Origin of the sequence: Kitasatospora sp. NPDC088160 (genome assembly GCF_044741445.1) — a bacterium.
Taxonomy (GTDB): Bacteria; Actinomycetota; Actinomycetes; order Streptomycetales; family Streptomycetaceae; genus Kitasatospora.
Genome location: NZ_JBIUSS010000006.1, coordinates 88,879 through 109,806, shown reverse-complemented (window position 1 = coordinate 109,806; position 20,928 = coordinate 88,879). Strand labels below are relative to the sequence as shown.

At 72.8% G+C, this 20,928-nt stretch carries 16 protein-coding genes and 1 tRNA gene; 7 read left to right on the top strand and 10 right to left on the bottom strand.

Going from position 1 to position 20,928, the window contains the following annotated elements:
* Nucleotides 1–170 precede the first annotated feature (170 nt).
* Both ACIOGZ_RS10875 and ACIOGZ_RS10870 read right to left on the bottom strand, forming a co-directional pair.
* Nucleotides 171–2,558, bottom strand: a complete 2,388-nt coding sequence (locus tag ACIOGZ_RS10875; protein WP_400985631.1) for a hypothetical protein — start codon at nt 2,556–2,558, stop codon at nt 171–173.
* Between the two features lie 3 nt (nt 2,559–2,561).
* Nucleotides 2,562–2,633: transfer RNA gene (locus ACIOGZ_RS10870), tRNA-Gln, on the bottom strand.
* Nucleotides 2,634–2,743: 110 nt separating this feature from the next.
* Between ACIOGZ_RS10870 and ACIOGZ_RS10865 the strand changes: the two genes are divergently transcribed.
* The 3 genes from ACIOGZ_RS10865 to ACIOGZ_RS10855 are packed head-to-tail and all read left to right on the top strand — an operon-like array spanning nt 2,744 to nt 5,463.
* The gene (locus tag ACIOGZ_RS10865) at nt 2,744–3,103 is read left to right on the top strand and encodes a hypothetical protein (protein WP_400843801.1); all 360 of its coding nucleotides are present in this window, start codon (nt 2,744–2,746) and stop codon (nt 3,101–3,103) included.
* Nucleotides 3,104–3,151: 48 nt separating this feature from the next.
* On the top strand, nt 3,152–4,006 hold the full coding sequence (locus ACIOGZ_RS10860; RefSeq protein ID WP_331744803.1) for a glycerophosphodiester phosphodiesterase: 855 nt from the start codon (nt 3,152–3,154) through the stop codon (nt 4,004–4,006).
* Complete coding sequence (locus ACIOGZ_RS10855) at nt 4,003–5,463, top strand: MFS transporter (RefSeq protein WP_400985630.1); 1,461 nt, start codon at nt 4,003–4,005, stop codon at nt 5,461–5,463. Before ACIOGZ_RS10860 ends, ACIOGZ_RS10855 begins: the two co-directional genes overlap by 4 nt.
* Before the next feature lie 56 nt (nt 5,464–5,519).
* On the opposite strand, the gene ACIOGZ_RS10850 is transcribed toward ACIOGZ_RS10855, so the two are convergent.
* The gene (locus tag ACIOGZ_RS10850; RefSeq protein ID WP_331744798.1) at nt 5,520–6,173 is read right to left on the bottom strand and encodes a TetR/AcrR family transcriptional regulator; all 654 of its coding nucleotides are present in this window, start codon (nt 6,171–6,173) and stop codon (nt 5,520–5,522) included.
* Between the two features lie 82 nt (nt 6,174–6,255).
* On the opposite strand from ACIOGZ_RS10850, the gene ACIOGZ_RS10845 reads away from it, so the two are divergent.
* Nucleotides 6,256–7,155: an alpha/beta fold hydrolase gene (locus tag ACIOGZ_RS10845; RefSeq protein ID WP_331744796.1), complete on the top strand. Its 900-nt coding sequence runs from the start codon at nt 6,256–6,258 to the stop codon at nt 7,153–7,155.
* Between the two features lie 206 nt (nt 7,156–7,361).
* Here ACIOGZ_RS10845 and ACIOGZ_RS10840 read toward each other — a convergent pair whose 3' ends face one another.
* Nucleotides 7,362–9,305 (bottom strand): RICIN domain-containing protein, encoded by a 1,944-nt coding sequence (locus ACIOGZ_RS10840; protein ID WP_400985628.1) that lies wholly within the window; start codon nt 9,303–9,305, stop codon nt 7,362–7,364.
* 350 nt (nt 9,306–9,655) lie between these two features.
* Here ACIOGZ_RS10840 and ACIOGZ_RS10835 point away from each other — a divergent pair, with 350 nt between their 5' ends.
* The 3 genes from ACIOGZ_RS10835 to ACIOGZ_RS10825 all read left to right on the top strand — a co-directional run bounded on the left by ACIOGZ_RS10835 (nt 9,656) and on the right by ACIOGZ_RS10825 (nt 11,891).
* A complete protein-coding gene (locus tag ACIOGZ_RS10835) occupies nt 9,656–10,084 on the top strand; it encodes a hypothetical protein (RefSeq protein WP_331744791.1) in 429 nt (142 codons plus the stop codon).
* A gap of 74 nt (nt 10,085–10,158) precedes the next feature.
* On the top strand, nt 10,159–11,091 hold the full coding sequence (locus ACIOGZ_RS10830) for a hypothetical protein (RefSeq protein ID WP_363584438.1): 933 nt from the start codon (nt 10,159–10,161) through the stop codon (nt 11,089–11,091).
* A 161-nt stretch (nt 11,092–11,252) separates the two neighbouring features.
* Nucleotides 11,253–11,891: a flavin reductase family protein gene (locus tag ACIOGZ_RS10825; protein ID WP_331744786.1), complete on the top strand. Its 639-nt coding sequence runs from the start codon at nt 11,253–11,255 to the stop codon at nt 11,889–11,891.
* Nucleotides 11,892–12,399: 508 nt separating this feature from the next.
* On the opposite strand, the gene ACIOGZ_RS10820 is transcribed toward ACIOGZ_RS10825, so the two are convergent.
* The 6 genes from ACIOGZ_RS10820 to ACIOGZ_RS10795 all read right to left on the bottom strand — a co-directional run bounded on the left by ACIOGZ_RS10820 (nt 12,400) and on the right by ACIOGZ_RS10795 (nt 20,779).
* On the bottom strand, nt 12,400–13,131 hold the full coding sequence (locus ACIOGZ_RS10820) for an SMI1/KNR4 family protein (protein ID WP_363584440.1): 732 nt from the start codon (nt 13,129–13,131) through the stop codon (nt 12,400–12,402).
* Nucleotides 13,132–13,403: 272 nt separating this feature from the next.
* Nucleotides 13,404–13,790 (bottom strand): hypothetical protein, encoded by a 387-nt coding sequence (locus ACIOGZ_RS10815; protein ID WP_363584442.1) that lies wholly within the window; start codon nt 13,788–13,790, stop codon nt 13,404–13,406.
* 5 nt (nt 13,791–13,795) lie between these two features.
* Nucleotides 13,796–16,333 (bottom strand): penicillin acylase family protein, encoded by a 2,538-nt coding sequence (locus ACIOGZ_RS10810; RefSeq protein ID WP_363584444.1) that lies wholly within the window; start codon nt 16,331–16,333, stop codon nt 13,796–13,798.
* Nucleotides 16,334–16,441: 108 nt separating this feature from the next.
* Entirely contained in the window at nt 16,442–17,758 is a 1,317-nt protein-coding gene (locus ACIOGZ_RS10805) for an ATP-grasp domain-containing protein (protein ID WP_331744780.1), read from the bottom strand.
* A gap of 1 nt (nt 17,759) precedes the next feature.
* Nucleotides 17,760–18,962 carry an argininosuccinate synthase-related protein gene (locus tag ACIOGZ_RS10800; RefSeq protein ID WP_331744778.1) on the bottom strand — a complete coding sequence of 401 codons (1,203 nt, stop codon included), beginning with the start codon at nt 18,960–18,962 and terminating at the stop codon, nt 17,760–17,762.
* Nucleotides 18,959–20,779 carry a non-ribosomal peptide synthetase gene (locus ACIOGZ_RS10795; protein WP_331744777.1) on the bottom strand — a complete coding sequence of 607 codons (1,821 nt, stop codon included), beginning with the start codon at nt 20,777–20,779 and terminating at the stop codon, nt 18,959–18,961. Before ACIOGZ_RS10795 ends, ACIOGZ_RS10800 begins: the two co-directional genes overlap by 4 nt.
* Nucleotides 20,780–20,928 lie beyond the last annotated feature (149 nt).

Here is a 20,928-nt window from a genome sequence, read left to right as displayed (position 1 = left end):
TCGTTCGAGGACCGTCCTCGGTCAGCAGCCACCCACCGACGAAGACCACCCCACCGGACGGCCGACCTGCTGGAGCTCGTTCGGGTCGCCGCCCAACCAGCCGAACCCGCCGGCGCCGACGGCTTCCTGGTTTGGCGGCGGCGGGTTCGGCCTGGGCGGTGCGCGGGTGGTCAGGTCCTGGGGGCCGGGTGGAGCCAGTGCGGTCCTGTGGTCCAGCCCAGGAGACGGCGCCCGGCGTCCGCGTCCGCGTCCGCGGCGCCGCCGCGGGCGGCCTGGCGCAGGCCGGCCAGGGCGGGGGCGAGACGGGCCGCGACGTGGGCGGGGTGGCGGGCGGCCTCCCCCCGCAGTCCGGCGATGACCCGGGCCTGCGCGGCGGGCTCGCACAGGGAGAGGTGGAACACCAGCTGGCGCCACGCGTACGCCGCGTCCTTGATGGTGGACAGCGGCCGCGGGTTGTCGTGGATCCGGGCCGTCGCGCGGCACACGGTGGTGAAGCTGCGCCAGGCCAGGTCGTCCCAGCCCGGCTCGGGGCTGATGCCGACCCGGGTGACCAGGGTGGCCAGGTTGTGGGTGGTGAGGATCTGGGCCTGCTCGATGATCTTCCCGTTGGACGCGATCGACCATCCTCCGGACACCTCGGCGCGCTGCGCGCACAGCTCGGTGAACCCGGGGGAGGAGCGGGGGCGTCGGCCTCGCGCCGGGGCCTCGTTCGCCCTGCCCGGCTTGTTCGGCTTGCCCGCCTCGGCGGTCGCGAGGTCGTGGACGGCCGCGTAGTCGATGGCGTAGTAGCGCTCGTACAGCGTGCCACCGAGCAGTTCCGCGGCGGCCCGGGCCGCCGCGAGGTACTTCGGGGTGAAGGTGCCCGTGAAGATGTCCGCCGCCAGTTCCTCCACGAACGGCGCGTCGAGCTCGGCCTGCCGGGCGAGCACGCCGAGTTCGCGCACCAGCGCGTTCGGCAGGAGCGTGCCGGGGAACGCCTGTACGGCCAGTTCGCCGAGCCGGCGCAGCGCGGTACGCGCGGGTGCGCGGCCGTCCTCGCCGACGCGGTGTGCGGCCACGGCCCGTACCCAGGGCAGTTCGTCGACCCGCACCTGCCCGGTGAGGTCGCTCAGGAGCAGCGAGCGACGGTTGCGGAACGCCCGGTAGTTCGCCGTCATCAGGGTGCGCAGCGCCTCGTCCGGGTAGGACTGGGCGCCGGCCACGGCGACGAGCTGCGGGACCAGTTCGGCCAGGACCTCGGCCGAGGGCACCATGCCGCGCTCCACGAGCGTGTCGATCGGGGCGCTGAGCGCGGCTTCCACCACCTGTCGGATCGCTGCGGGCACCGGGGTGCCTGCGGGGAGACGGGTGGTGTGGCCGGCGGGGGTCGCGCGCGCCTCGTGCGCCTCGTGCGCCGAGACGTCGGCGACCAGCGGGGACACGTCGGCCACGCCCGTCTCCTGGGGCAGCCCGGAGAGGCGGCGCAGTACCAGCTGGGCGAGGTCGTGGTGCGAGGGCTGGGCTGCCTGCACGGCCTGGCGGGTGCGCAGTTCGGTGTGCCGGTCGGAGCCCGGCCGGCCGCGTCGGCGCACCATGGATGCCACCGCGTGCCGCAGCAGTCCGAGGCGGCGCGCGTCCAGCGGCCGGCCGGCGGCGGTCTCCGCCAGGGCGCCGCGCAGGATGCCGAGGTTCTCCTTCGGGTCGCGGTGCTTGGTGCAGCGGGTGTGGGCCGCGGCGAGTTCCTCGTAGCGGCGGAGCAGCACCGCGCCGCGCTCCGTCCAGGCGCTGTCGGGCGTACGCTCCAGGACCCGGCCGGCCTCGGCGGTCTCCAGCCAGTGGGCCAGCAGTTGGTCGCCGAAGGGCTGCCAGACGGTGAGCGCCTCGCGCTGCGCTTCCACGGCGGCGTTCGGCCGCCGGCCCGTGAGGGTCGTGACGGCGTCGCCGACCGTGCGCCGGTGCACCGCCTCGGCGTCCGGCGCGGGCAGCGCGGACGGCCGGGGGGTGAAGCGCAGCCGGTCGGCGAACGGCTCCAGGACGTCGACGAGTTCCAGCGCGCCGGCCGCGTCCCCGGCCCGCGCGAGCCACGCCACCGTCAGCAGCGCCGCCTCCTCCGGCACGGCGGCCTCGTAGCCGCCGCTGTCGAGCAGGTCGTACAGCCGGGACAGGCCGGGCTCGGTGAGGCAGTACGCGAAGAGCGCCCCGCGCTCGGCCGCCACCCCGGCCAGGGCCGCAGCCTCGTGCTCGTACGGCTGGAGCGGGCCCTCGGCGCTCGCGGCGGACGTGGCGAAGCCGCCCCGTACGACCTCGGGCGTCACCCAGGCGGGCAGTCCGGCCACCGGGGTGCGCGAGCCGATGGCCAGCCGGCCGTCGGCGATCCCGGCGAGCACGGCGCGCCAGCGGGCGACCCGGGCCTCGGCGCTGCGCCGGGTCTCGGCGTCGGCGTGGGAGTCGGTGTCGGAGTTGTCGTCGGCGTGGACCGTCGAGGTCAGGAATGCGAGGGCCAGGGCCAGCTGGCGCTGCGGGTAGTGCGCGGATATCCCGGCCCCGGTGGGGTGCTGCTGGTCAGCGTCGTCGTCCATAGGCCGACGTGGCAGGTCCCGCCCCTGCGCCCTCCGGGTCCAGAGCCCGGCGCTCTGCTGCTGAGCTACACGTCGATGGGCGTGAGCCTATGCGTCAGGTCGGCGGCCGTGCAACGCACTTTCGCTGTCTCCGCCGGGCTCGCGGCGTAGCCTGGCCCTTCGGGTGTCCGATGGGGGGAGCCGTCGTGTCGATCGAGTTCGTTCGCCGCCTGGACGGTCTGGTGTACCACTTCCGCGCGGACGGCGTGTTCAACGGCAGGCCGTCGTACAGGCGGGTGGACCTGGACGTGTGGTGCCGGTGGCTGCCGGAGCGGGGCTGGTGCACCGTCGGCGCCGACGGGGTCGCCAACTCCGGGCCGCTGGCGGGGCGGACGGGCGACCAGGAGCTGATCCCTCCGCTCGGCCCTTGGCGCAGCTGGAAGGCCGGCAGGTCGTACCTCTACGATCTGCGCCGCGTCGACGATCCGGGCGGTAGCGGTACTGCTGGTGCTGATGGCACTGATGGGACTACTGGCGGTACCGGCGGTACCGGCGTTACTGCTTGACAGGGTGCGTAATACTGTAACGCGCATCCCAGCAGCTCGGAGCACCACATGCACCCCTTCCTCGACCACCCCGGGCCGCTCGCCTTCGCACACCGGGGCGGTGACCTCGGCCACCCCGAGAACTCGCTCGCCGCCTTCGCGGCCGCCGTCGCCCTGGGGTACCGCTACCTCGAAACGGACGTGCACGCCACCCGCGACGGCGCGCTGGTGGCCTTTCACGACACCCGCCTCGACCGGGTCACCGACCGCACCGGTGCGGTGGCCGACCTGCCCTGGGACACCGTCAGGCAGGCCCGGATTGGCGGCACCGAACCCGTGCCGCTGCTGGAGGACCTGCTCGACGCGTTCCCCGGGGCCCGCTTCAACGTCGACGTCAAGGCGGCGGCCGCCGTCGGGCCGCTGGTCGAGACGATCCGTCGGACCGGCGCCTGGGACCGGGTCTGCGTCGGCGGCTTCTCCGACAGCCGCCTCGCCGCCGTCCGCGCCGCCGCGGGCCCCCGGCTGGCCACCTCGCTCGGCCCGCGCGAGGTGGCCCGGCTGCGGCTGCGTTCGCTGGCCGGGCCGCTGCTGCGGGGGCGTGGGGCGCGCTCCTGGGCGCAGTTCGGGTCGCGGTTCGGGTCGCGGTTCGCCGGGGCGCCGTTCGCCGGGGTGTGCGCGCAGGTGCCCGAGCGGCACCGGGGCGTCCGGGTCGTCGACCGGGCCTTCGTGCGCGCCGCCCACCGCCTCGGCCTCCAGGTTCACGTCTGGACTGTGGACGATCCCACACGGATCAGGGCTCTCCTCGGCCTCGGTGTGGATGGCATCATGGCCGATCGCATAGACGTCCTGCGGGACGTCCTCGGCGAGCGCGGCTGCTGGAGCGACGGCAGCACCGGCTCCAGCACGGTGATGGGATCCCCATGACGAGCACCACGGACAACCTGCCGGACCGTCTCCCGGACGATCTGCCGGACGGCCCGCCGGAGCGCGAGGCGGCCGCCGCCGATGACAGCGCCCTGCGCCGGATACGGTTCGGCTGGTACGTCAACGACTGGGCCAACGCAGCCTTCTCGGCCACCGTCCTGACGGTGTTCCTCGGGCCGTACCTGACGACCGTCGCCAAGAACGCCGCCGACGCGGCCGGCGACGTGCACCCGCTCGGACTGTCGGTGCGCGCCGGGTCGTTCTTCCCGTACACGGTCTCCTTCTCCGTGCTGCTCTCGGTCGCGGCGATGCTGCTGACCGGCACGGTCGCGGACCGCACCGGGCGGCACAAGGAGCTGATGTGCGGCTTCGCCTACGTCGGCGCGGTCGCCACGATGGGGATGTTCCTCCTCGACGGCGACCGCTACCTCCTCGGCGGCGCACTGCTGGTGGTCGCCAACATCGCGTACGCGGTGTCGGTCGCCCTCTCCTACGCCTACCTTCCTGGCCTGGCCACCCCCGACGAGCGCGACGCGGTCTCCTCCAAGGGCTGGGCCTACGGCTACGCGGGCGGCGGACTGCTGCTGATCGCCAACCTGGCGCTGTTCCAGGGCCACGACGCGCTCGGCCTGTCCTCCGGCACCGCCGTGCGGATCTGCCTGGCCTCGGCCGGCCTGTGGTGGGCGCTGTTCACGCTCGTCCCGATGCTGCGGCTGCCCTCCCGGGCGGGCGCGGCCCCCGACCGCACCCCGGTCGTGTCCGGCCGTACCCCGGCTGCGCCGGACCGGCCCGCCGCCACGCCGGACCGGCCCGCCGCCGGCAGCCTGCGCGAACTCGCCCGCACCCTGCGCGGGATGCGTCAGTACCCGCTCACGCTGCTCTACCTGGGCGCCTTCCTCTGCTACAACGACGGCATCCAGACCGTCGTCTCCCAGGCCTCGCTCTACGGCAGCGAGGAACTCGGCATGGACCAGACCTCGTTGGTCGCGGCCGTGCTCCTGGTCCAGATCGTGGCGATCGGCGGCGCGCTGCTCCTCGGCCGGATCGCCCGCCGCTACGGCGCCAAGCGGACCGTCCTCGGATCCCTGGTCGGCTGGGTGGCCACCCTCGCCCTCGGGTACTTCATTCCCGCTCACCAGCCCGTCTGGTTCTTCGTCCTGGCCTGCATGATCGGCCTGGTGCTCGGCGGCAGCCAGGCGCTCTCCCGCTCGCTGTTCTCCCACCTCATCCCAGCCGGCCGGGAGGCCGAGTACTTCAGCGTCTACAAGGTCAGTGACCGCGGCACCAGTTGGATGGGCCCGCTGCTCTTCGGCCTCGCCTACCAGATCACCGGCAGCTACCGCTCGGCGATCATCTCCCTGCTGGTGTTCTTCCTCATCGGCTTCGTCCTCCTGCTGAAGGTCCCCGTCCGCCGCGCCATCGAGGCCGTCGGCAATCCCGTTCCCGAACGGCTCTGACGCCCCCGGCCCGGCCGCGCCTACGGCTGGCGGCTGCTTCTGCCGCCGTCGAGGGCTTACGAACCGGGGAAGAGCCGGCCGAGGTGGTAGCGCAGGACCGCCACCGCGTCGTCCGCCGTCCGCTGGCCGAGGAGGACGCTCAGGCCCAGGCCGGCGGAGACCGCCAGGAGGACGACGGCCTCCTGGCGGGCGTCCATGCGCGGATCGGTGTCCCCGGCCTGCCGGGCGGCGGTCAGCTGGCCGACCAGGAAGTCCTCCATCTCGTTGGGCGCCGCGAGGAACGACTGCCCGGCGAGCGCGGGGTCGGTGATGGAGAGCACCGCGTACTCGGTGTAGACGAGGTGGAAGGTCCGGCTCTCCTCGTCCGTCGGCACGGACTCCAGCAGCACCGCCTCGACGATGTCGCGCGGTGACGCTGAGGGCCCGGCCGCCCCGGCGCGGTCGCGGACCCGTTCCTCGACCCGTCCCTGGATCCGTCCCTGGACCCGCTCTTGGATCCGCTCGCCCATCCGTGCGGCCAGGCGGGTGAGCGCCGCGAGCAGCAACTGCTCCTTGGTGTCGAAGTAGTACTGCACGAGCCGCACCGAGACACCCGCCTCGATCGCGACGGACCGCATGGTGACGGCGTGCAGCCCGGTGTCCGCCGCCGTGCGCAGCAGGGCGTCGATGATGTGGGCCCGTCGCTCCTCGTGATCCACCAGCTTCGGCATCGGGTTCCCTCCAGACGTTTTTATGGTACAAACATACCATCAAGTGCTGCTGTTTCGTGCATTCCGAGCACCGGGAGGGACCATGACCAGGACCAGCGTCGGACACTTCGTCAGCGAGAAAGCCCGAACGAAGTTCCTTGAGGCCTACGACCGCGCGATGGAGCTGTGGCCGGCCCCCCGCCGGGAACTCGATGTCGAAACCAGCTACGGCACCGTCCACGTCCACCACTACGGACCCGAAACCGGCGAACCGATCGTGCTGCTGCACGGCCACGCCGGACACCCGTCCAACTGGTACCCGCAGATCGCCGCCCTGGGCGAACACCACCCGGTCTACGCGATCGACACGCTCGACGACCCCGGCCGCAGCGTCCAACGCGCCGTCGCGGCCGGCTCCGAGGAGAACGCGGCCTGGCTCGGCGAGGTCTTCGCCGGCCTCGGACTCGACCGCATCCACCTGGTCGGCCTCTCCTACGGCGGCTGGCTGACCCTCAACCAGGCCATCCACGCACCCGAACGCCTCGCCTCGATCGCGCCGATGGACCCCGGCGGCATCGAGAAGGTCCCCGCCCGGTTCTACGCCCACATGATCGGCGGCCTGTTCGGCATGCTCGCCCCGCGGCCGCTGCGCCCCGCGCTCGGGCGCCTGCTCGCCAACCCCGCACTCAGCTCGCCGCCCGAGATGATCGCCCCCCTGATGCTCGGCATGCGCAGCTACAAGCCGAACACCCGCCCCGCCGCCAGGCCGTTCACCGACGAGGAACTGAGTTCCATCCGCCTGCCCACCCTCGTCCTGCTGGGCAGGCGCAGCGCTCTGCTCCGCCCGCGTCACGTCCTCCAGCGGGTCACCGCGCTGATCCCGGGAGTCCGGGCCGAGATCGTGCAACGAGCCGGTCACGGCCTCAACCTGGAACGCCCCGAGCTGGTCAACGAACACCTGCTGCAGTTCATCACCTCCTCCCGGCAGCAGACCCGGAGCTGACGGGCGGCCTCCATCGCCGGGTTGGCGGCTGACGCCGAATCCGCAGAAGCCGCAGAATCCGCAGAAGGGCTGCCCTCGGAGGGGCGGCCCTTCTGCTTGCCGCACGGGCCTGAACAGGGTGCTCGCCGACCTGCCACCGTGGCCAGGGGAGACGGGTCGCCCGGGCGGTCTGCCACCCGGCCGTGCGGGCCGGGGGGACCGCTCCGCTACCGGCGTGGGCCGTAGCTCCAGTAGTGGTCCGGGTAGTTTCCGCAGGGGTACTGCATCAGTGGGGCGCGCGGGGCGGTGCTGCCGTAGGAGACGGCGAGACACTGGTGGCTGTTGCCGTTGACGAGGCGGATGCCTTTCGGCCACTTCTCGATTCTCCAGGACTGCCCGGGGTCGTTCTTGCACGCGGACTGGATCACCCGGGCGTCGGCCTCGGTGCTGGAGTCCTGGACCGCGAGGCACAGGGCACTGTTGTAGCTGACGAGCCGGTAGTAGGTGTTGCCTTCGGCGTCCGTGAAGGTCTTCTGGCTCTCCCAGAAGTGGTCTGGGTAGTCCCCGCAGGGGAACTGCTGGGCTTCCTGGCCTTCCTCCCGGGTGCCGCCGGATGTGGCCACGCACTGCAGGCTGTTGCCGTTCTTGATGGAGACGGACCCCGTCGGCGGGACCATCGGGGTTCCGCCGAGCCGGTCGGGCGTCCAGGGTTCCGCCGTCGGCGGCGATATGGAGCTGGGCGACGGCGAGGACTTCATGGGCGCGCGGTTCCCGTCCGAAGGGGAGGGGACGACGGATTCCGGTGGGGTGCTGGACCCTGCGGTGGGGGTCGGCGTACCGGCCGGTGCCGGTACCAGCGGCGCGCTCCCCGGTCCGGCGGTCCGAGGATCGGCCGGTGAGGCGGGCGGCGGGACGGTCGGTGGGACGGCCGGTGAGGCGGTCGGTGAGATGGACGGCGAGGCGGTCGGCGGCGTGCTGGGTGCCGACGGCGAGGGGCTGTCCCCCGCCGGCGCCGAGGGGCCTGCGCCCGCGCCGGCCGCCCGGGTGAGCGCGTCGACGGGGGCGGGCGCCGCGCCGAGCCGTATGCCCACCAGCACCCCGGCCAACACCAGCGCCCCGGCCAGGAGCACCGCGGTCGCCCCCATGGCCGCACCGGTCCGGGCCGTGCGATGCCGCCGCGCATCGGCGGGCCCTCCCCGCAGCGGCCCTCCTCGCAGCGGCCCCACGAGCGGCGGCCCGATGACCGTGGGGCTGATGACCGCGGGGCCGTTGGGCGGGGGGCCGAGCGCGAGCGGGCTGGTCGGCGGGTTGTCCGGGGCCCGGACCAGTTCGCCGCGGACAATCCCGGACCCGGCCGCGGTGGGCCGGACCATCCGGCTCACCTCCCGGCACTGGTCGGCCAGTGCTTCCCGCACCTCCACGAGGTCGGCCTCCAAGCGCCGCAGCACCGGCAGGTGCGCCTGGACCCCGCCGTCCACCACCAGCTCCGCACCCGGCTGCTGACCACCGTCGTCCTGGGCCCGCGCCCGCTCCTGGTCGACCAGGAGCCCGACGGTGTCCTCCTCCCAGCCCGCCGTCCGCTGCACCTGGCACGCGTCCTCCCTGATGCGCCGCACCTCGGCCAGGCAACGCGTCGCCTCCCGCAGCCGGGACCGCCGCGACTGCGCCGCGTACCCGCCGTCCGAGACCCGTCCACCGGGACCCGCCCCGTCCTCGGTGCCGGCGCTCAGCTCGCCCCGCAGTTCGGCCACGATCGCCACCAGCACGCGGATCAGGTCCTCGGCCTGGGCCACGCCCGCCTCGGCCTGGCGCTGCGCCTGCCGGGCCCGTTCCAGGGCCTGCCGCGCGGCCGACCGCCCTTCCGCGTGCGAGGGGGCTGTCCCGGCCGCCGCCCGGCCGGCCTGCTCGTGCAGGGCGCGGGCGCGGACGAGCAACACCGTTCGGGCCTGCGGGTCCACCGCGCAGTCGTGGACCAGCCGTTCGAGCAGGTGCCACGGAATGTCTTTCTCCGCGGAGCGGTACTCGCTCCAACTGGTCTTGCTGGCCGGGTACCGCTGAGCGAGCTCGCGGACCGTGGCCCCGCCCGTCACCTCCCGTACGAACCGGGCCAGGGCGTTCGCCTGTTCCGTCTCTCCCTTGAGCTGTCCCTGCGGTCGTCCAGCACTACCCACCGTGCCTCCTGTCCTGTCCGACCCTTTGTCCGGTCCTGTCCGGCGGCCGAAGCGGGATTGTCCGCCGCTCACCTGGGCCGTGTCGGTTTTTTGTTGATGGACAATCAAATTAGCCCGCACGGTGGAGTCTCCATCGGATCTTCGGACACTTCAAGGTCCCGTGACGCGGCCCCCCACGGCGGCGTTCCGGACCGGGAACCCGAAGACGGAGCCGGGGGCCGACGGCACCACCGCCACGAACGGGGGACGTGGCGGCACCGATGGACCGGCCCCCCGTACCCGTCGCACCGAAACGCACCCGAACCGGGATCCGCCCCGCCTCGGGGCGTTCGGACTCCAGGAGGAAGACCATGAAGACTCGACGCATCCTCACCACCCTGCTGCTCGCGGGGACGGTGGCCACCGCGACGCTGGCCGTGTCGCCCGCCGCGCAGGCCGCGCCGAACAACCCGAACTGCCTCGGCGCCAGGGCCTTCTGCCTCTGGTACAACGCCAACCAGAGCGGCTCGGTGGCCGGTTGGGACCTGAGTACCGGGTTCAAGGGCTTCGACAACCTCGCGAACGCCGGCGCGTTCCTGACGCCCGGCCCCGGACAGGGCACCGCGGTGAAGAACAACGCGGCCTCCGCCACCTACCAGTACCCGGGCCACTGCGTCGGCAACGTCCAGGTGTTCTACAACGAGAACTGGTCCGGGCCCTCGGACCTCATCGTGGCCTGCGGCAACGGCAACCTGGTGAGGACGAAGAACGAGGACGCCTCGTTCCTCGTCAACGGCTGACCGCAGCAGCACCCCGCCGGGCCGTCCGACTGGTCGGACGGCCCGGCGGCGCAGAGATTCGAGGCCACGTCACCATGAACGCACCACGGCTCGCCGCCCCGCTCGCGGCCCCGCTCGTAGCTGTCGTCACCTGCTGCCTGTTGCTCGCCTCCTGCTCCACTTCCACGAGCGGAGGGGGCGCCACCGGCACGCCGCCCTCCGCCGCCGCCGTCACGTCGGAGGCCGTACCCGGGGTCACACCTGAGGTCACACCTGAGGTCACACCTGATTTCACGCCCGGGGCCGCCACCGACGGCCCCGCCGTCATCTCCCTGCCGCTGGACCCGTACTTCCTCCCGCCCGCCGACGAGGCCCGGTTGCACACCGCCCTGGACCGATTGGTCGCCGACTGCCTGCGAAGCGCCGGCCTCCAACCGCCCGCCCCGGCCGGCGTCCAGGCACCCCTGCTGGGCCGGTACGAACGGCGCTACGGTCTGACCAGCGCCACCGGCGCCCGCACCGTCGGCTACCACCTGCCCGACCACCCGGCCCCGACGCAGGCACCGCTCTCCCCGGCACAGATGAAGGCGCTCACCGGCCCGCAGGGCTGCCAGGAGTCCGCCGCGCGGCGGATCACCGGCACTACCGGCTACCCGGGAGACGCCTACGTGGTCCGGTCGGCCAACCAGGAGTCCTTCGAGCAGTCGGCGAAGACGCCGGAGGTCGTGGCCGTCGTCACCGCGTGGTCCCGGTGCATGAAGCGGGCGGGGTACGACTACGCGACGCCGCTCCAGACCGGCACCTGGCCGTCCGAACGAGCCACCGGCGAGGAACGGACGACCGCCCTCGCGGACGTCGTCTGCAAACAGGAGACCGGGCTCGTCCGGATCTGGAACGAGGCCGAGACCGCCGTCCAGCGCACCCTGATCCAGCAGAACGCCACCGCGTTCGACGGCGTTCTGGCCGAACGGCGGCGCATGCTCAGCGAAGCGGACGCCGTCCTCGGCCGCCCCGAACCCGGACCGTAGCGTCGTCGTTGCCGTTGCCGCTGCCGTCTTCGACCGCACTCGGCCGAAACGCGGTGTCACATTTCCGCCAGCGCAGGTGTCTCGCCCACGAGAGAGTCGGCGACGGTTCGTGTTCCTGATCGCGGACCTGTTCGTCCGGCACTTCGCGAAAGGCACAGCGCATGCACGTCGTCCCCGGGCTCAAGGTCCTGTACTTCGGAACTCCGGTGGTGCTGATCAGCTCACTCAACGAGGACGGCACGGCGAACCTCGCGCCGATGTCCTCGGTGTGGTGGCTGGGCCAATCCTGCATGCTCGGTCTCGGCAACAACGGCCAGACCACCGCGAACCTGCTGCGGGAAGGCGAGTGCGTGCTCAACCTGCCCTCGTCGGCGATGGTCGATGCCGTCGACCGGATCGCGCTCACCACCGGGAAGCCGGTCGTGGCGGACTACAAGGTGAAGCAGGGCTACCGGTACGAGCCGGAGAAGTTCTCGGTCGCGCAGTTGACCGAGCAGGCGTCGGACCTGGTCCGGCCCCCCAGGGTCGCGGAATGCCCGGTCCAGCTGGAGTGCAAGGTCGTCTCGGCCCACCCCTTCGGCGGTCCCGAGCCGCACGCGACCGCCTTCGAGGTCGAGGTCCTTCGCGCCCATGTCGAGGAGAGCCTCGTCATCCCCGGGACGCACTACGTGGATCCGCTCGGCTGGGATCCGCTGATCATGAAGTTCTGCGAGTTCTTCGGCGGGGGAGCCAACGTTCACCCGTCGAGGCTCGCCGAGGGCTGGAACATGCCGCACCAGCTCCAGTCGACGACCGTCTGAGCGGGCATCTGGAGATTGCGTCGGCGTCCGGATCGTGCTGCGTTTCGTTCGTCCTCCTACCAGAGGGTGGCCGGTCCCGCGAGGACCCAGCCGGCGTTGGTGGGCTTCACCCAGAAGCTCAATGACACCTCGATGATCCGCGCGCGGTAGGTGATCTCGACGTAGAAGCCGGTGCCCTCGTGGCCCCTCGGGGATCCGGCCGGCTCGGAGCAGACTGAAGTAGCGACAGACGACCGCTTCGACGTCGGCTTTGGCAGGGCGCTCCGTCCAGATCTTCACCGTGGGATTTTAAGGGAGCGCCTTACGGATCCCGCTCTCAGCACGGGAAGTCGGCCGGTCCGACTTCCCGTGCTGCGAAAGCCCCAAGCGCCGCTGCCAAGCCCTGTCCCGGAGTTCATCACTCCAGTCTGCTCACATCACTGCCGCCTGGTGACCGTTCCCTGCCGATCACACTGCCGTGGCCCCTGCCAGGGCCCTGGCGATGACCGGCGCCTTCGTGGCCAGTGGGCTACCGACCGCGGCGGTTGTCCTCCCAGTCGTCGAACCAGCGGAGCCAGATGGGCGTGCCGACACCGCGGTGCCACTGGTCGCGAGCGGCTTTCTCCAGCTCCGGGGTCGTCAGACCCTCCTCGTGCTCCAGCCAGTCGATGTACCACTCGCCGAAGCCGGCCGGTCGCCCCGCATCCGTCAGCAGCGGGTTGAGGCGATCGCAGGTCGGCCGGCCGTCGAACCACATACTGCCGCGATCCGGACCGCTGACGATGAGCAGGGTGCTGAAGTTGTGGCCATGGCCCGCCAGAAACACACCGCCCGTGACCCGGTCCCGTTCCGCCGCCTCCACGGCCTCGTTCCGAGCGTCCCGGGCGGCTTCGAAGTCGGCAGGGTTGGCGTAGTCCTCTTCCCGTACGAACTTCTCCCACACCTCGTCACTCGCCGCCAGCGCGGTGTCGTGATCGGGGAACGGCACGTGCAGCCGCTCCAGTTGGGTGTCCGCGTCCTCTGCCCAGTGCCATCCGTCGGGTCCCCGCCGCAACTCCCTGGGCCACCGTCCACCCGCACTCACCCGCAGCAGGAACTCCCGGTAGTCCGCCGGAAACGTGATCCCGAACTGCCGCTCCGCCTCCACCACCTGGACTTCGGTCAGCGGCGCAGCCAGCTCAGCCCCCGGCCCGCTCCACCCCTGCTCCTCGCGCACCGCGCGTACCCGCCCCCGGACGTCGTCCCAGTCAATGCTCTGCATGATCGGCCAGGATATGACCTTGGTGTTTCAAGGCCCTGGCGGCCGGGGGTGCTGCTGAGGATCTGATTCAGGCGGTGATTCGAGGCACTGCTGAACACCTGGGACGGGGGGTTCGACCTCAGCTCCGTCTGGGCGGATGTGGGCCCGGAGTCCCGTGGATACGTCGGCCGAGGCCGTCGACTTGGTCGGCAAACCGAAACCGAGACCACGGAACGACGATGGCCCGGGCCGCTGAGCGGGCCGGGCCATCGTTTGTCTTGGTGGGGGTGGGGTCAGGGGGTGGGGCGGAGGGTGGCGGTGGTGGTGCGGGCCAGCCAGACGCCCAGGAGGGCTTGGAGGAGGCTGATCAGGAGGGTTGCGGTGATCATCAGGGAGGCGAGGGCCGGGAGGCCGGCGAGGGCGGCGAGGGTGCGGGCGGTGCCGGCCACGGCTTCGCCGGTGGCGGCGCGCCACAGGAGGGGGGCGGCCCAGCCGGCGAGGGCGGCTGTGGTGGCGGTGAGGACGGCGGTGCGGGCTCGTTGGCCGCGCAGGGCGGTGACTGCGCCGAGGGCGAGGCCGCAGAGGAAGGGGAGGTACCAGAGGGAGTAGAGGGAGCCGAGGGCTATGACCACGGTGGCGAGGAGGGTGGGGAGGAGGGTGCGGAGGTGGGGGGTCGTCATGGTGGTCAGGCTCCCGGTCGCAGGGTCCACACCTTGGTGGAGGCGGGTTGGTCGGCGGCCATCAGGAGCGGCGGGTTTCGGCCCTCCCACCAGTACGGGATGAAGTTCCGGTACCAGGGTGAGGCCGGGTTCTCGCTCTGGCCGCCGGGGTAGACGGCCTGCGCGGTGGCAGTGTTCGGGCCCTTCCAGTCGACGACCATGCGCCAGCTCGGGCCGAAGGTGGAGTTCATGCCGCCGTCGGCCGCGTTGACGGTCCAGCGGTCGCCCTCGGCGGGCTCGGGGCCGTAGCCGAGGGCTTCGGCGCCGGTGAGGGAGGGGATCTGCCGGGTGTGGACGCGGTCCCAGGTCCAGGTGGCGGGGTCGTTGCCGAGGTCCTGGGACAGTTCGGAGACGGCTTGGGCGAAGGCGGTGCGCATGGCGTCCGTCGCGGTGCGGGTCGGGCCGCCGGGGGAGGTGAAGGCCGGGTTGGTCGGGTCGTGCAGGGTCCAGGCTTCGAGGTTCTCGTCGAGGCTGGGCAGGGCGCTGGAGACCTTGAGGTACAGGCGGTCGCGTTCGACCGGCACCTTGGCGTGGTTCCACCAGGGCTGGAAGGTGGTCTCCAGGTAGTCGTTCCAGAAGGTCCACCAGATCGGGCCGCCGGCGACGCCGGGTTTCATGGTGTGGTCCCAGCGGTTCAGGACGTCGAGGGCGGCCTGTTGGCGGGGGTCGAGCTTCTGGTCGGCCAGGGCGGTCTTCAGGTGCGGCAGGATGACGGTGGCGAGGTAGTCCGTGACGTCGTTCTGCAGGGTGGTGAAGTCCGCGCTGGTCATCGCCTGGTGGCTCTCCAGGTACTGGTAGATCCGGTTGGCCCGGTAGCCGTTGTCGAAGGCGTTGAGCGTGGTGCCGATGTAGTACGGGTAGTCGGCGGAGACGGGGCGCTGGTTGGCGGTCGCGACCACGTGGTTCGGCGGGTTGTAGACCTGCGGGGTGGCGTCGAAGGGGATGGCGCCGACCACGTCGTACTCGCCGGTGCCGGGCAGCGGGAACCAGGGGTTGCCGCCCTTGGTCAGGGGGAAGTACCCGGCGGCGACCACGCCGATGTTGCCGCCGCCGTCGGCGTAGGCGAAGTTGAGCGTGGGGGCGTGCCAGTCGGCGAGCGCGGTGCGGAACTCCTGGTAGTCGCGGGCCTTGTTGACGGAGAGCAGGACGGCCAGGTCGGGGGAGGGGATGTTGCCCATCCAGCTGACCGAGGTGGTCTGCCCGGCCCGGGTCAGGACCGGCCCGTGCACGGTGAGGTCCACGGCGAGGTGTTCGGTGTCGCCGCCCCGGACCGGGATGGTGTACTCCACCCGCTGCATCGGGTGCCACGCGTTGTTCCAGAAGTACTGGCCGGGGTGGTCGGGGCTGGTCTGCTCGCTGTAGAAGACCGTCGACTGGTTCTGCCCGTCGGTCAGGGACCAGGAGATGTTGGCGTTGCGGCCGATCAGCACGCCGGGCATGCCGGCCATGCTGGCGCCGGTGACGTCGGTCTCCGGCGAGGACAGCGCGATCTGGTACCAGTACGAGGGCAGGGTCATCGGCAGGTGCGGGTCGCCGGCGAGCATCGCGTTGCCGCCCGCCACGGCCGGGCCGTTCGCCGCCCAGGCGTTGCTGTCCGGGAAGGTGTGGACCTGGGTGGCCGGGAGCGCGCGGATGGTGTCCAGCAGGGTGTGGGCCGCGGTCGCCTCCCCGGCGGGGTCGGGCTTCCCGGTGGGGGCGACGGGCGCGGGGCGCGGCTCCGACCGGTTGGCGGCGGCTTGGCCGTCGGGCCCGGCGGTGTTGACGTTCGGGGGCAGCGGCGCGATGCCGAGGTCGCGGTACGGTCCGACGTCGTACGGCCGTTGGTCGTTGGGCGCGTGGACCGGGAACCAGTCCATGGTGCGCTCCTCGCCGAGGGACTCCCGGAAGATCGCGTAGTCCAGCGGGGTGCTGGTGAAGTCCATGCTCTGGGTGAGGAGTTCCTGGATGACCAGGCTGTCGACCGGGGTCCAGTCGGCCGGGTAGACGCCGGTGAGGGAGAAGATGGCCGGCCACTGCCCGTTGTGGCGCAGCTCGGAGATCCAGGCGTTGACTCCCCGGGTGTAGCTGGTGAGGGCGCGGCCCGCCGGGCTGTCGGGCGCGGTGGCGGCCCAGGTGGCCTCGGCGGTGCGCAGGAGTCCCATCTGGAGTTCGAAGCGGTCGGACTCGACGCTCCCGGGCCCGTTGAGTTCCGCCAGGCGTCCGCGTCCGGCGCGCCGCTCCAGGTCGAGCTGGGCGAGCCGGAAGCGGGCGTGCAGGTAGCCCTGGGCCTGGAACAGGTCGGTGTCGGAGGCGGCCTTGACGGTGGGGACGCCGTTGTCGTCGAAGGCGACCGTCACCGGCGCGTTCAGGCCCGCCAGGGTGAGGGTCTCGGTGTGCGGGAGTTCGGCGCCGGCGGCGGAGTCCCACGCACCGGCCCCGGGGACGAGGGCGGTTCCGAGGGCCGGGACGGGCCCGATGCCCAGCGCGAGCAGCGCGAGGACCAGGCCGGAGACTACGGCTGCCACCGCCGCGTGGGTGGCTGTGCGTATGCGCCGCGGCAAGTTGACTCCAGGGGTGCGAGGTTGGGCGGGGTGAAGGGGGCTGGGGTCGAGGCAGGGGGGCTCAGGGAGCCGTCAGGACCAGAAGTCGGCCATCGTGCGGTGGATGCCCTCGACGGTGGCCCGGAGCTCGGGGTGCCCGGGGACCGTGCCGTAGACCGTGCCGATCAGCCACTCGGTGCCGGCCCGCCAGTCGGCCCGCCAGGACGGGTCGATCGTGGCGTCCACCAGGTCCACCCCGGGGAGGTGGTGGAGGCCGTCGAGCACCTCGCCGGGGCCGGGGGCGAGGCCGTCGGCGGGCGGGGAGATGAAGTACTGGAACGCCACCTTCGGGCAGCCTGCGCCCAGGGCGAGCACCGGCTGGGGCGGGTCGAACGCGCCGAGTGCCAGCCGGAGGGCGAGGGCGAGCAGGTCCGTCCCGGCGGAGCGCTTGAGGACGTCCGAGACGTGCCCGCCCAGGCGGCCGTTGACCTCGATCAGCCGCGGCCCGTCGGGGGTGAACTTGATCTCGGTGTGGGTGACGCCCTCGCGGATACCGAGCGCCCGCAGCGCGCGCTGCTCCAGGGCCACGACCTCGTCGGCCAGGCCGGCGGGGAGCAGGGCCGGGGTGAAGTAGCCGGTCTCCCGGAACGGGGGGGCCAGTGGCAGCTTGCCGGTGACCGCGACGGTGCGGATCTCGCCGTCGCGGATCGCGGACTCGACCGAGACGTAGTCGCCCCAGAACTCCCCCACCACGGTGGGGTCGCTCACCAGGTACTCCTCCAGCACGAACACCGCCGGGCTCGCCACGCCCTCGGTGAACTCGGCGTACCGGTCGGCCAGTTCGGCGGCGGTGCGGACCAGGCAGGTGTCCACGCTGCCGGCGCCCGAGCGGGGCTTGAGGACGGCGGGCAGCCCGGTCGCGGCGAGGGCCGGGCCGAGGTCGGCGGCGGAGTGGACCGTCCGGCAGGCGGTGGCCTGTACGCCCGCCGCCGCCAGGGCCTCGCGCTGGCGGAACTTGTCGACCAGGACCTCGACGGTGGCGCGGTCGTGGAACGGCACTCCGCACCGCGCGGCCACGGCGGACGCCGTCCGGAGCAGGTGGTCACTGAAGGTGATCACTCCGGAGGCGCCGAACTCGGCGGCCCGGTCGCACAGTTGCTCCTCGGTCAGGCCGGACGTGTCCACCACGGTGACCGACTTCGGCAGCTGGGCCAGGTCGGCGGCCACCTTCGGGTCGCCGAGGTCGCCGAAGAAGACCGCCGTGCACAGCCGCCGCCCGGCGGTCAGGACCCCGCGCGCGGTCGCCGAGCCCCGGCCGTAGACGACCAGCAGCACCGGGGGCGTCGGGGACGAAGGGGGCGTAGGGGACTCCGGGGGCGCCGGGTGGTCCGTCGGGTTCGAGCCGCCCATGTCAGCGCTCCTGCGGCTGGTTCGGGCTGAACGCCGCGCGCTCGGCGGCGACGGACCGGTGCTCCCAGGCCTCCCGGTCGCGCAGGTAGAGCGGCCGGTCGGCGACGACGGCCCGGGTCTCGGCCGAGCCCGCCGAGAGCCGCCACCGCACCGAGCCGGTGACGTGCGCCGAGCAGACCTCGATGAACGCCTGGCTGGCGCGGCGCAGTTCGCCGAACCAGCGGCCCTCCAGCGCCTCGCGGACCCACAGCTGCTCCTGGTTCAGCTTCTCCCGCAGCAGCTCGGCGGAGAGGGTGGCCGTCTCCAGGTGGCGGCGCGAGCGCAGCAGCAGCCAGGCGGCGGGCATCTCGCGGATCTCCAGCACCTTCGGCCCGTGGCCCAGGTGTTCGAGCCCGCTGTACCGGCCGAGGCCGTGCGCGCCGACCAGGTGGTTGAGGGTGTCGATCAGCTCGGTCAGCGGCAGCCGGCGGCCGTCCACCGCGACCGGACGGCCGGCCTCGAAGGCGACCTCGACGGCCTCCGGGGCCTCGGCGGGGCGCAGCGCGCTCCACTGGTAGAGCCGCTCGGGCACGGCGTGGTCCTCGGGGTCGTCGAGGATCCCGGACTCGAACTCCCGGCACCACAGGTTGGAGTCGCCGCTGACCAGCCGCTCGCTCAGCTGCTCCAGGCCGGCTTCCTTGAGCTCGCGCATCTTCTGGTCCCGGTCCACCGGGTCCAGGTCGTACGGGCTGCCGTAGCGTCCGGCGAAGCCGAGCAGTTCGAGGGCGCCGTTGAGCCGGCGCAGGGTGTTCTGGGAGCGGTTGGCGGTGTGCAGCACGGTGGTGGCGCCGAGTTCGCGGGCGGTGTCGACGGCGACCTTGGCGATCAGCGGGCGGCTGAGCGAGGAGCTGACCGGGTGGGTGTCGAGGTAGACGGCGTGCGCGGCGATGGCCGGGCGGACGTAGTCCTCGGCGAACTCCTGCCGGCCGTCGACCAGGTGCAGCCGGATGCCGAGCCGGTCGGCGATCCGCTGCTTGTGCTCGCTGCTCTCGTCCTCGCCGAGGTCGACGCTGACGGCGTGGACGTTGCGGGCGCCGGCCCGGGCCAGGCGGTGCAGCAGGTAGCTGCTGTCCAGCCCGCCGCTGAACAGGGTGACGACGGGGGCCGACGGATCGCGGGCGATCGCGTCGAGCTCGCCGAAGGAACGGACGACCTGGGCAGTCACCGCGATCCCTCCGGTCCCTGCTCGGCCAGGGCGGCGGTGAAGGCCGTCACCGTGGGCTCGTCGTACATCAGGTGCATCGGGACCTCGACGCCGAGCAGCGCCTCCAGCTTGCGGGTGGCGCGGACCACCTTGAAGGAGTCCCCGCCGATCTCGAAGAAGTCGTCGTCCGGGCCGATGGCGGGCAGTCCGAGGACCTCGCACCAGACCGTGGTGACGGTGGCGGCCACGCCGTCGCCGGGCGGTGCTTGCGGTTCGTCGGTGACGGCGGGCAGGACGGCCCCGGCCCGCTCGGTCAGCAGGGCGCGGTCCAGCTTGCCGTTGGCGGTCAGCGGCATCGAGTCGACGGTGGCCAGCGACGCCGGGACCATGTACGAGGGCAGGGCGCCGCGCAGCGTCTCGCGCACGGCGGCGGTGACGCTCGCGGGCTCGGCGCCGGGTGCGAGCACCAGGAAGCCGACCAGCCGGGCGTCGCTGCCGCGGCCGTGGGCCACCACGGCCGCCTGCCGGACCTCGGGCACCCGCAGGGCGGCGGACTCGATCTCGCCCAGTTCGATCCGGTAGCCGCGGATCTTCACCTGGAGGTCGACCCGGCCCAGGAACTCCAGGCCGCCCACCGGGTGGGTGCGGACCAGGTCGCCCGAGCGGTAGAGCGGGCCGGGGCCGTCGCCGAGGTGGTCCGGGACGAAGCGCTCCGCGGTGAGCTCGGGCCGGTTGAGGTAGCCGAGGGCGAGGCCCTCGCCGCCGATGTAGAGCTCGCCGGGCTCGCCGTCCGGTACGGGCTTGCCGTCCTCGTCGAGGATCCACAGGGTGGTGTCCTCGATGGCCGGGCCGATGTAGACGGTGTCCAGGCCGGGGTCGCGCGGGGGCACCCAGGCGGTGCAGTAGATGGTGCACTCGCTCGGCCCGTAGAGGTTGGTGAGCGGCGCGGTGGACTGGGCGTGGAAGCGGCGGACCAGCTCGGGCGCGAGCGGCTCGCCGCCGGTGAGGACGCGCCGCAGGCCGTCGAAGCGCTCCTCGGGCCCGCGGGCCAGCAGGAACAGCTCCAGCAGCGAGACCACGCAGTAGAAGATGGTGATGTCGGCGGCGCGGATGGTCTCGGCGAGGTAGTCGGCGTCGCGCTGGCGGCCGGGGGCGGCGATGACGATGGTGGTGCCGGTGATCAGCGGCCAGTACACCTCGATCAGGAACATGTCGAAGCTGCACGCGGTGTGGTGCAGCATCCGGTCGTCCGGGCCGAGTCCGTGGCTGCGCTGGAGCGCCCGCAGGCGGGTGGTCACCGCCCGGTGCGGGATCAGCGAGGCCTTCGGCCGGCCGGTGGAGCCGGAGGTGTAGATGACGACCGCGGGCTGCTCGGCGAGGTCGGCCGCCGGCTCGAACGGGCCGGCCGGGCGGGCCGCCGCGCACTCGTCGACGGTGACGACCTCGGTGCCCGGCAACTCGGGGAAGCGGGAGCGCAGTTCGGGGGTGGTGATCAGCAGCCGGGGCGTGCAGTCGGCCAGCATGTCGAGGGTGCGGGCGACCGGGTCGTTGACGTCGAAGGCGACCTGGGCGGCGCCGGCCAGGATCACCCCGGCCACGGCGACCACGAAGTCGGCCGAGCGCTCCAGGTAGACCGCGACCCGCTCGCCCGGGCGTACCCCCCGCTCGCACAGCAGCGAGGCGACCCGCACGGTGCGGTCCCTGAGCTCGCCCGCGAGCAGGACCCGGTCGCCGTCGACCACGGCGGGCTGCGCCGGGTCGGCCTCCCAGCGGGAGAGCAGCAGGGTGTCGAGCCGTCGTTCGCCGTCGTCGAGAATCGTGGCCGTAGAGCTAGCCATGGAGGTTGTGTCCAATCGGTGTGGTCGGTGCAGGGGCGTCCCGGCGGCCGGGGCCGGCCGCCGGGGCGCCGGGTGGGTGACGGGGGGGGGGCGGCGCCCCGGGGGTCGGTCGGGGGTTGAGGGGGGCGTCGTCGGTGGCAGGTGTGTCG

What these genes read in the sequence shown, in the direction of transcription:
- ACIOGZ_RS10875 (WP_400985631.1), bottom strand. Translation starts at nt 2,558, where the DNA reads ATGGACGACGACGCTGACCAGCAGCACCCCACCGGGGCCGGGATATCC.
- ACIOGZ_RS10860 (WP_331744803.1), top strand. Translation starts at nt 3,152, where the DNA reads ATGCACCCCTTCCTCGACCACCCCGGGCCGCTCGCCTTCGCACACCGG.
- ACIOGZ_RS10855 (WP_400985630.1), top strand. Translation starts at nt 4,003, where the DNA reads ATGACGAGCACCACGGACAACCTGCCGGACCGTCTCCCGGACGATCTG.
- ACIOGZ_RS10850 (WP_331744798.1), bottom strand. Translation starts at nt 6,173, where the DNA reads ATGCCGAAGCTGGTGGATCACGAGGAGCGACGGGCCCACATCATCGAC.
- ACIOGZ_RS10845 (WP_331744796.1), top strand. Translation starts at nt 6,256, where the DNA reads ATGACCAGGACCAGCGTCGGACACTTCGTCAGCGAGAAAGCCCGAACG.
- ACIOGZ_RS10835 (WP_331744791.1), top strand. Translation starts at nt 9,656, where the DNA reads ATGAAGACTCGACGCATCCTCACCACCCTGCTGCTCGCGGGGACGGTG.
- ACIOGZ_RS10830 (WP_363584438.1), top strand. Translation starts at nt 10,159, where the DNA reads ATGAACGCACCACGGCTCGCCGCCCCGCTCGCGGCCCCGCTCGTAGCT.
- ACIOGZ_RS10825 (WP_331744786.1), top strand. Translation starts at nt 11,253, where the DNA reads ATGCACGTCGTCCCCGGGCTCAAGGTCCTGTACTTCGGAACTCCGGTG.
- ACIOGZ_RS10820 (WP_363584440.1), bottom strand. Translation starts at nt 13,131, where the DNA reads ATGCAGAGCATTGACTGGGACGACGTCCGGGGGCGGGTACGCGCGGTG.
- ACIOGZ_RS10815 (WP_363584442.1), bottom strand. Translation starts at nt 13,790, where the DNA reads ATGACGACCCCCCACCTCCGCACCCTCCTCCCCACCCTCCTCGCCACC.
- ACIOGZ_RS10805 (WP_331744780.1), bottom strand. Translation starts at nt 17,758, where the DNA reads ATGGGCGGCTCGAACCCGACGGACCACCCGGCGCCCCCGGAGTCCCCT.
- ACIOGZ_RS10795 (WP_331744777.1), bottom strand. Translation starts at nt 20,779, where the DNA reads ATGGCTAGCTCTACGGCCACGATTCTCGACGACGGCGAACGACGGCTC.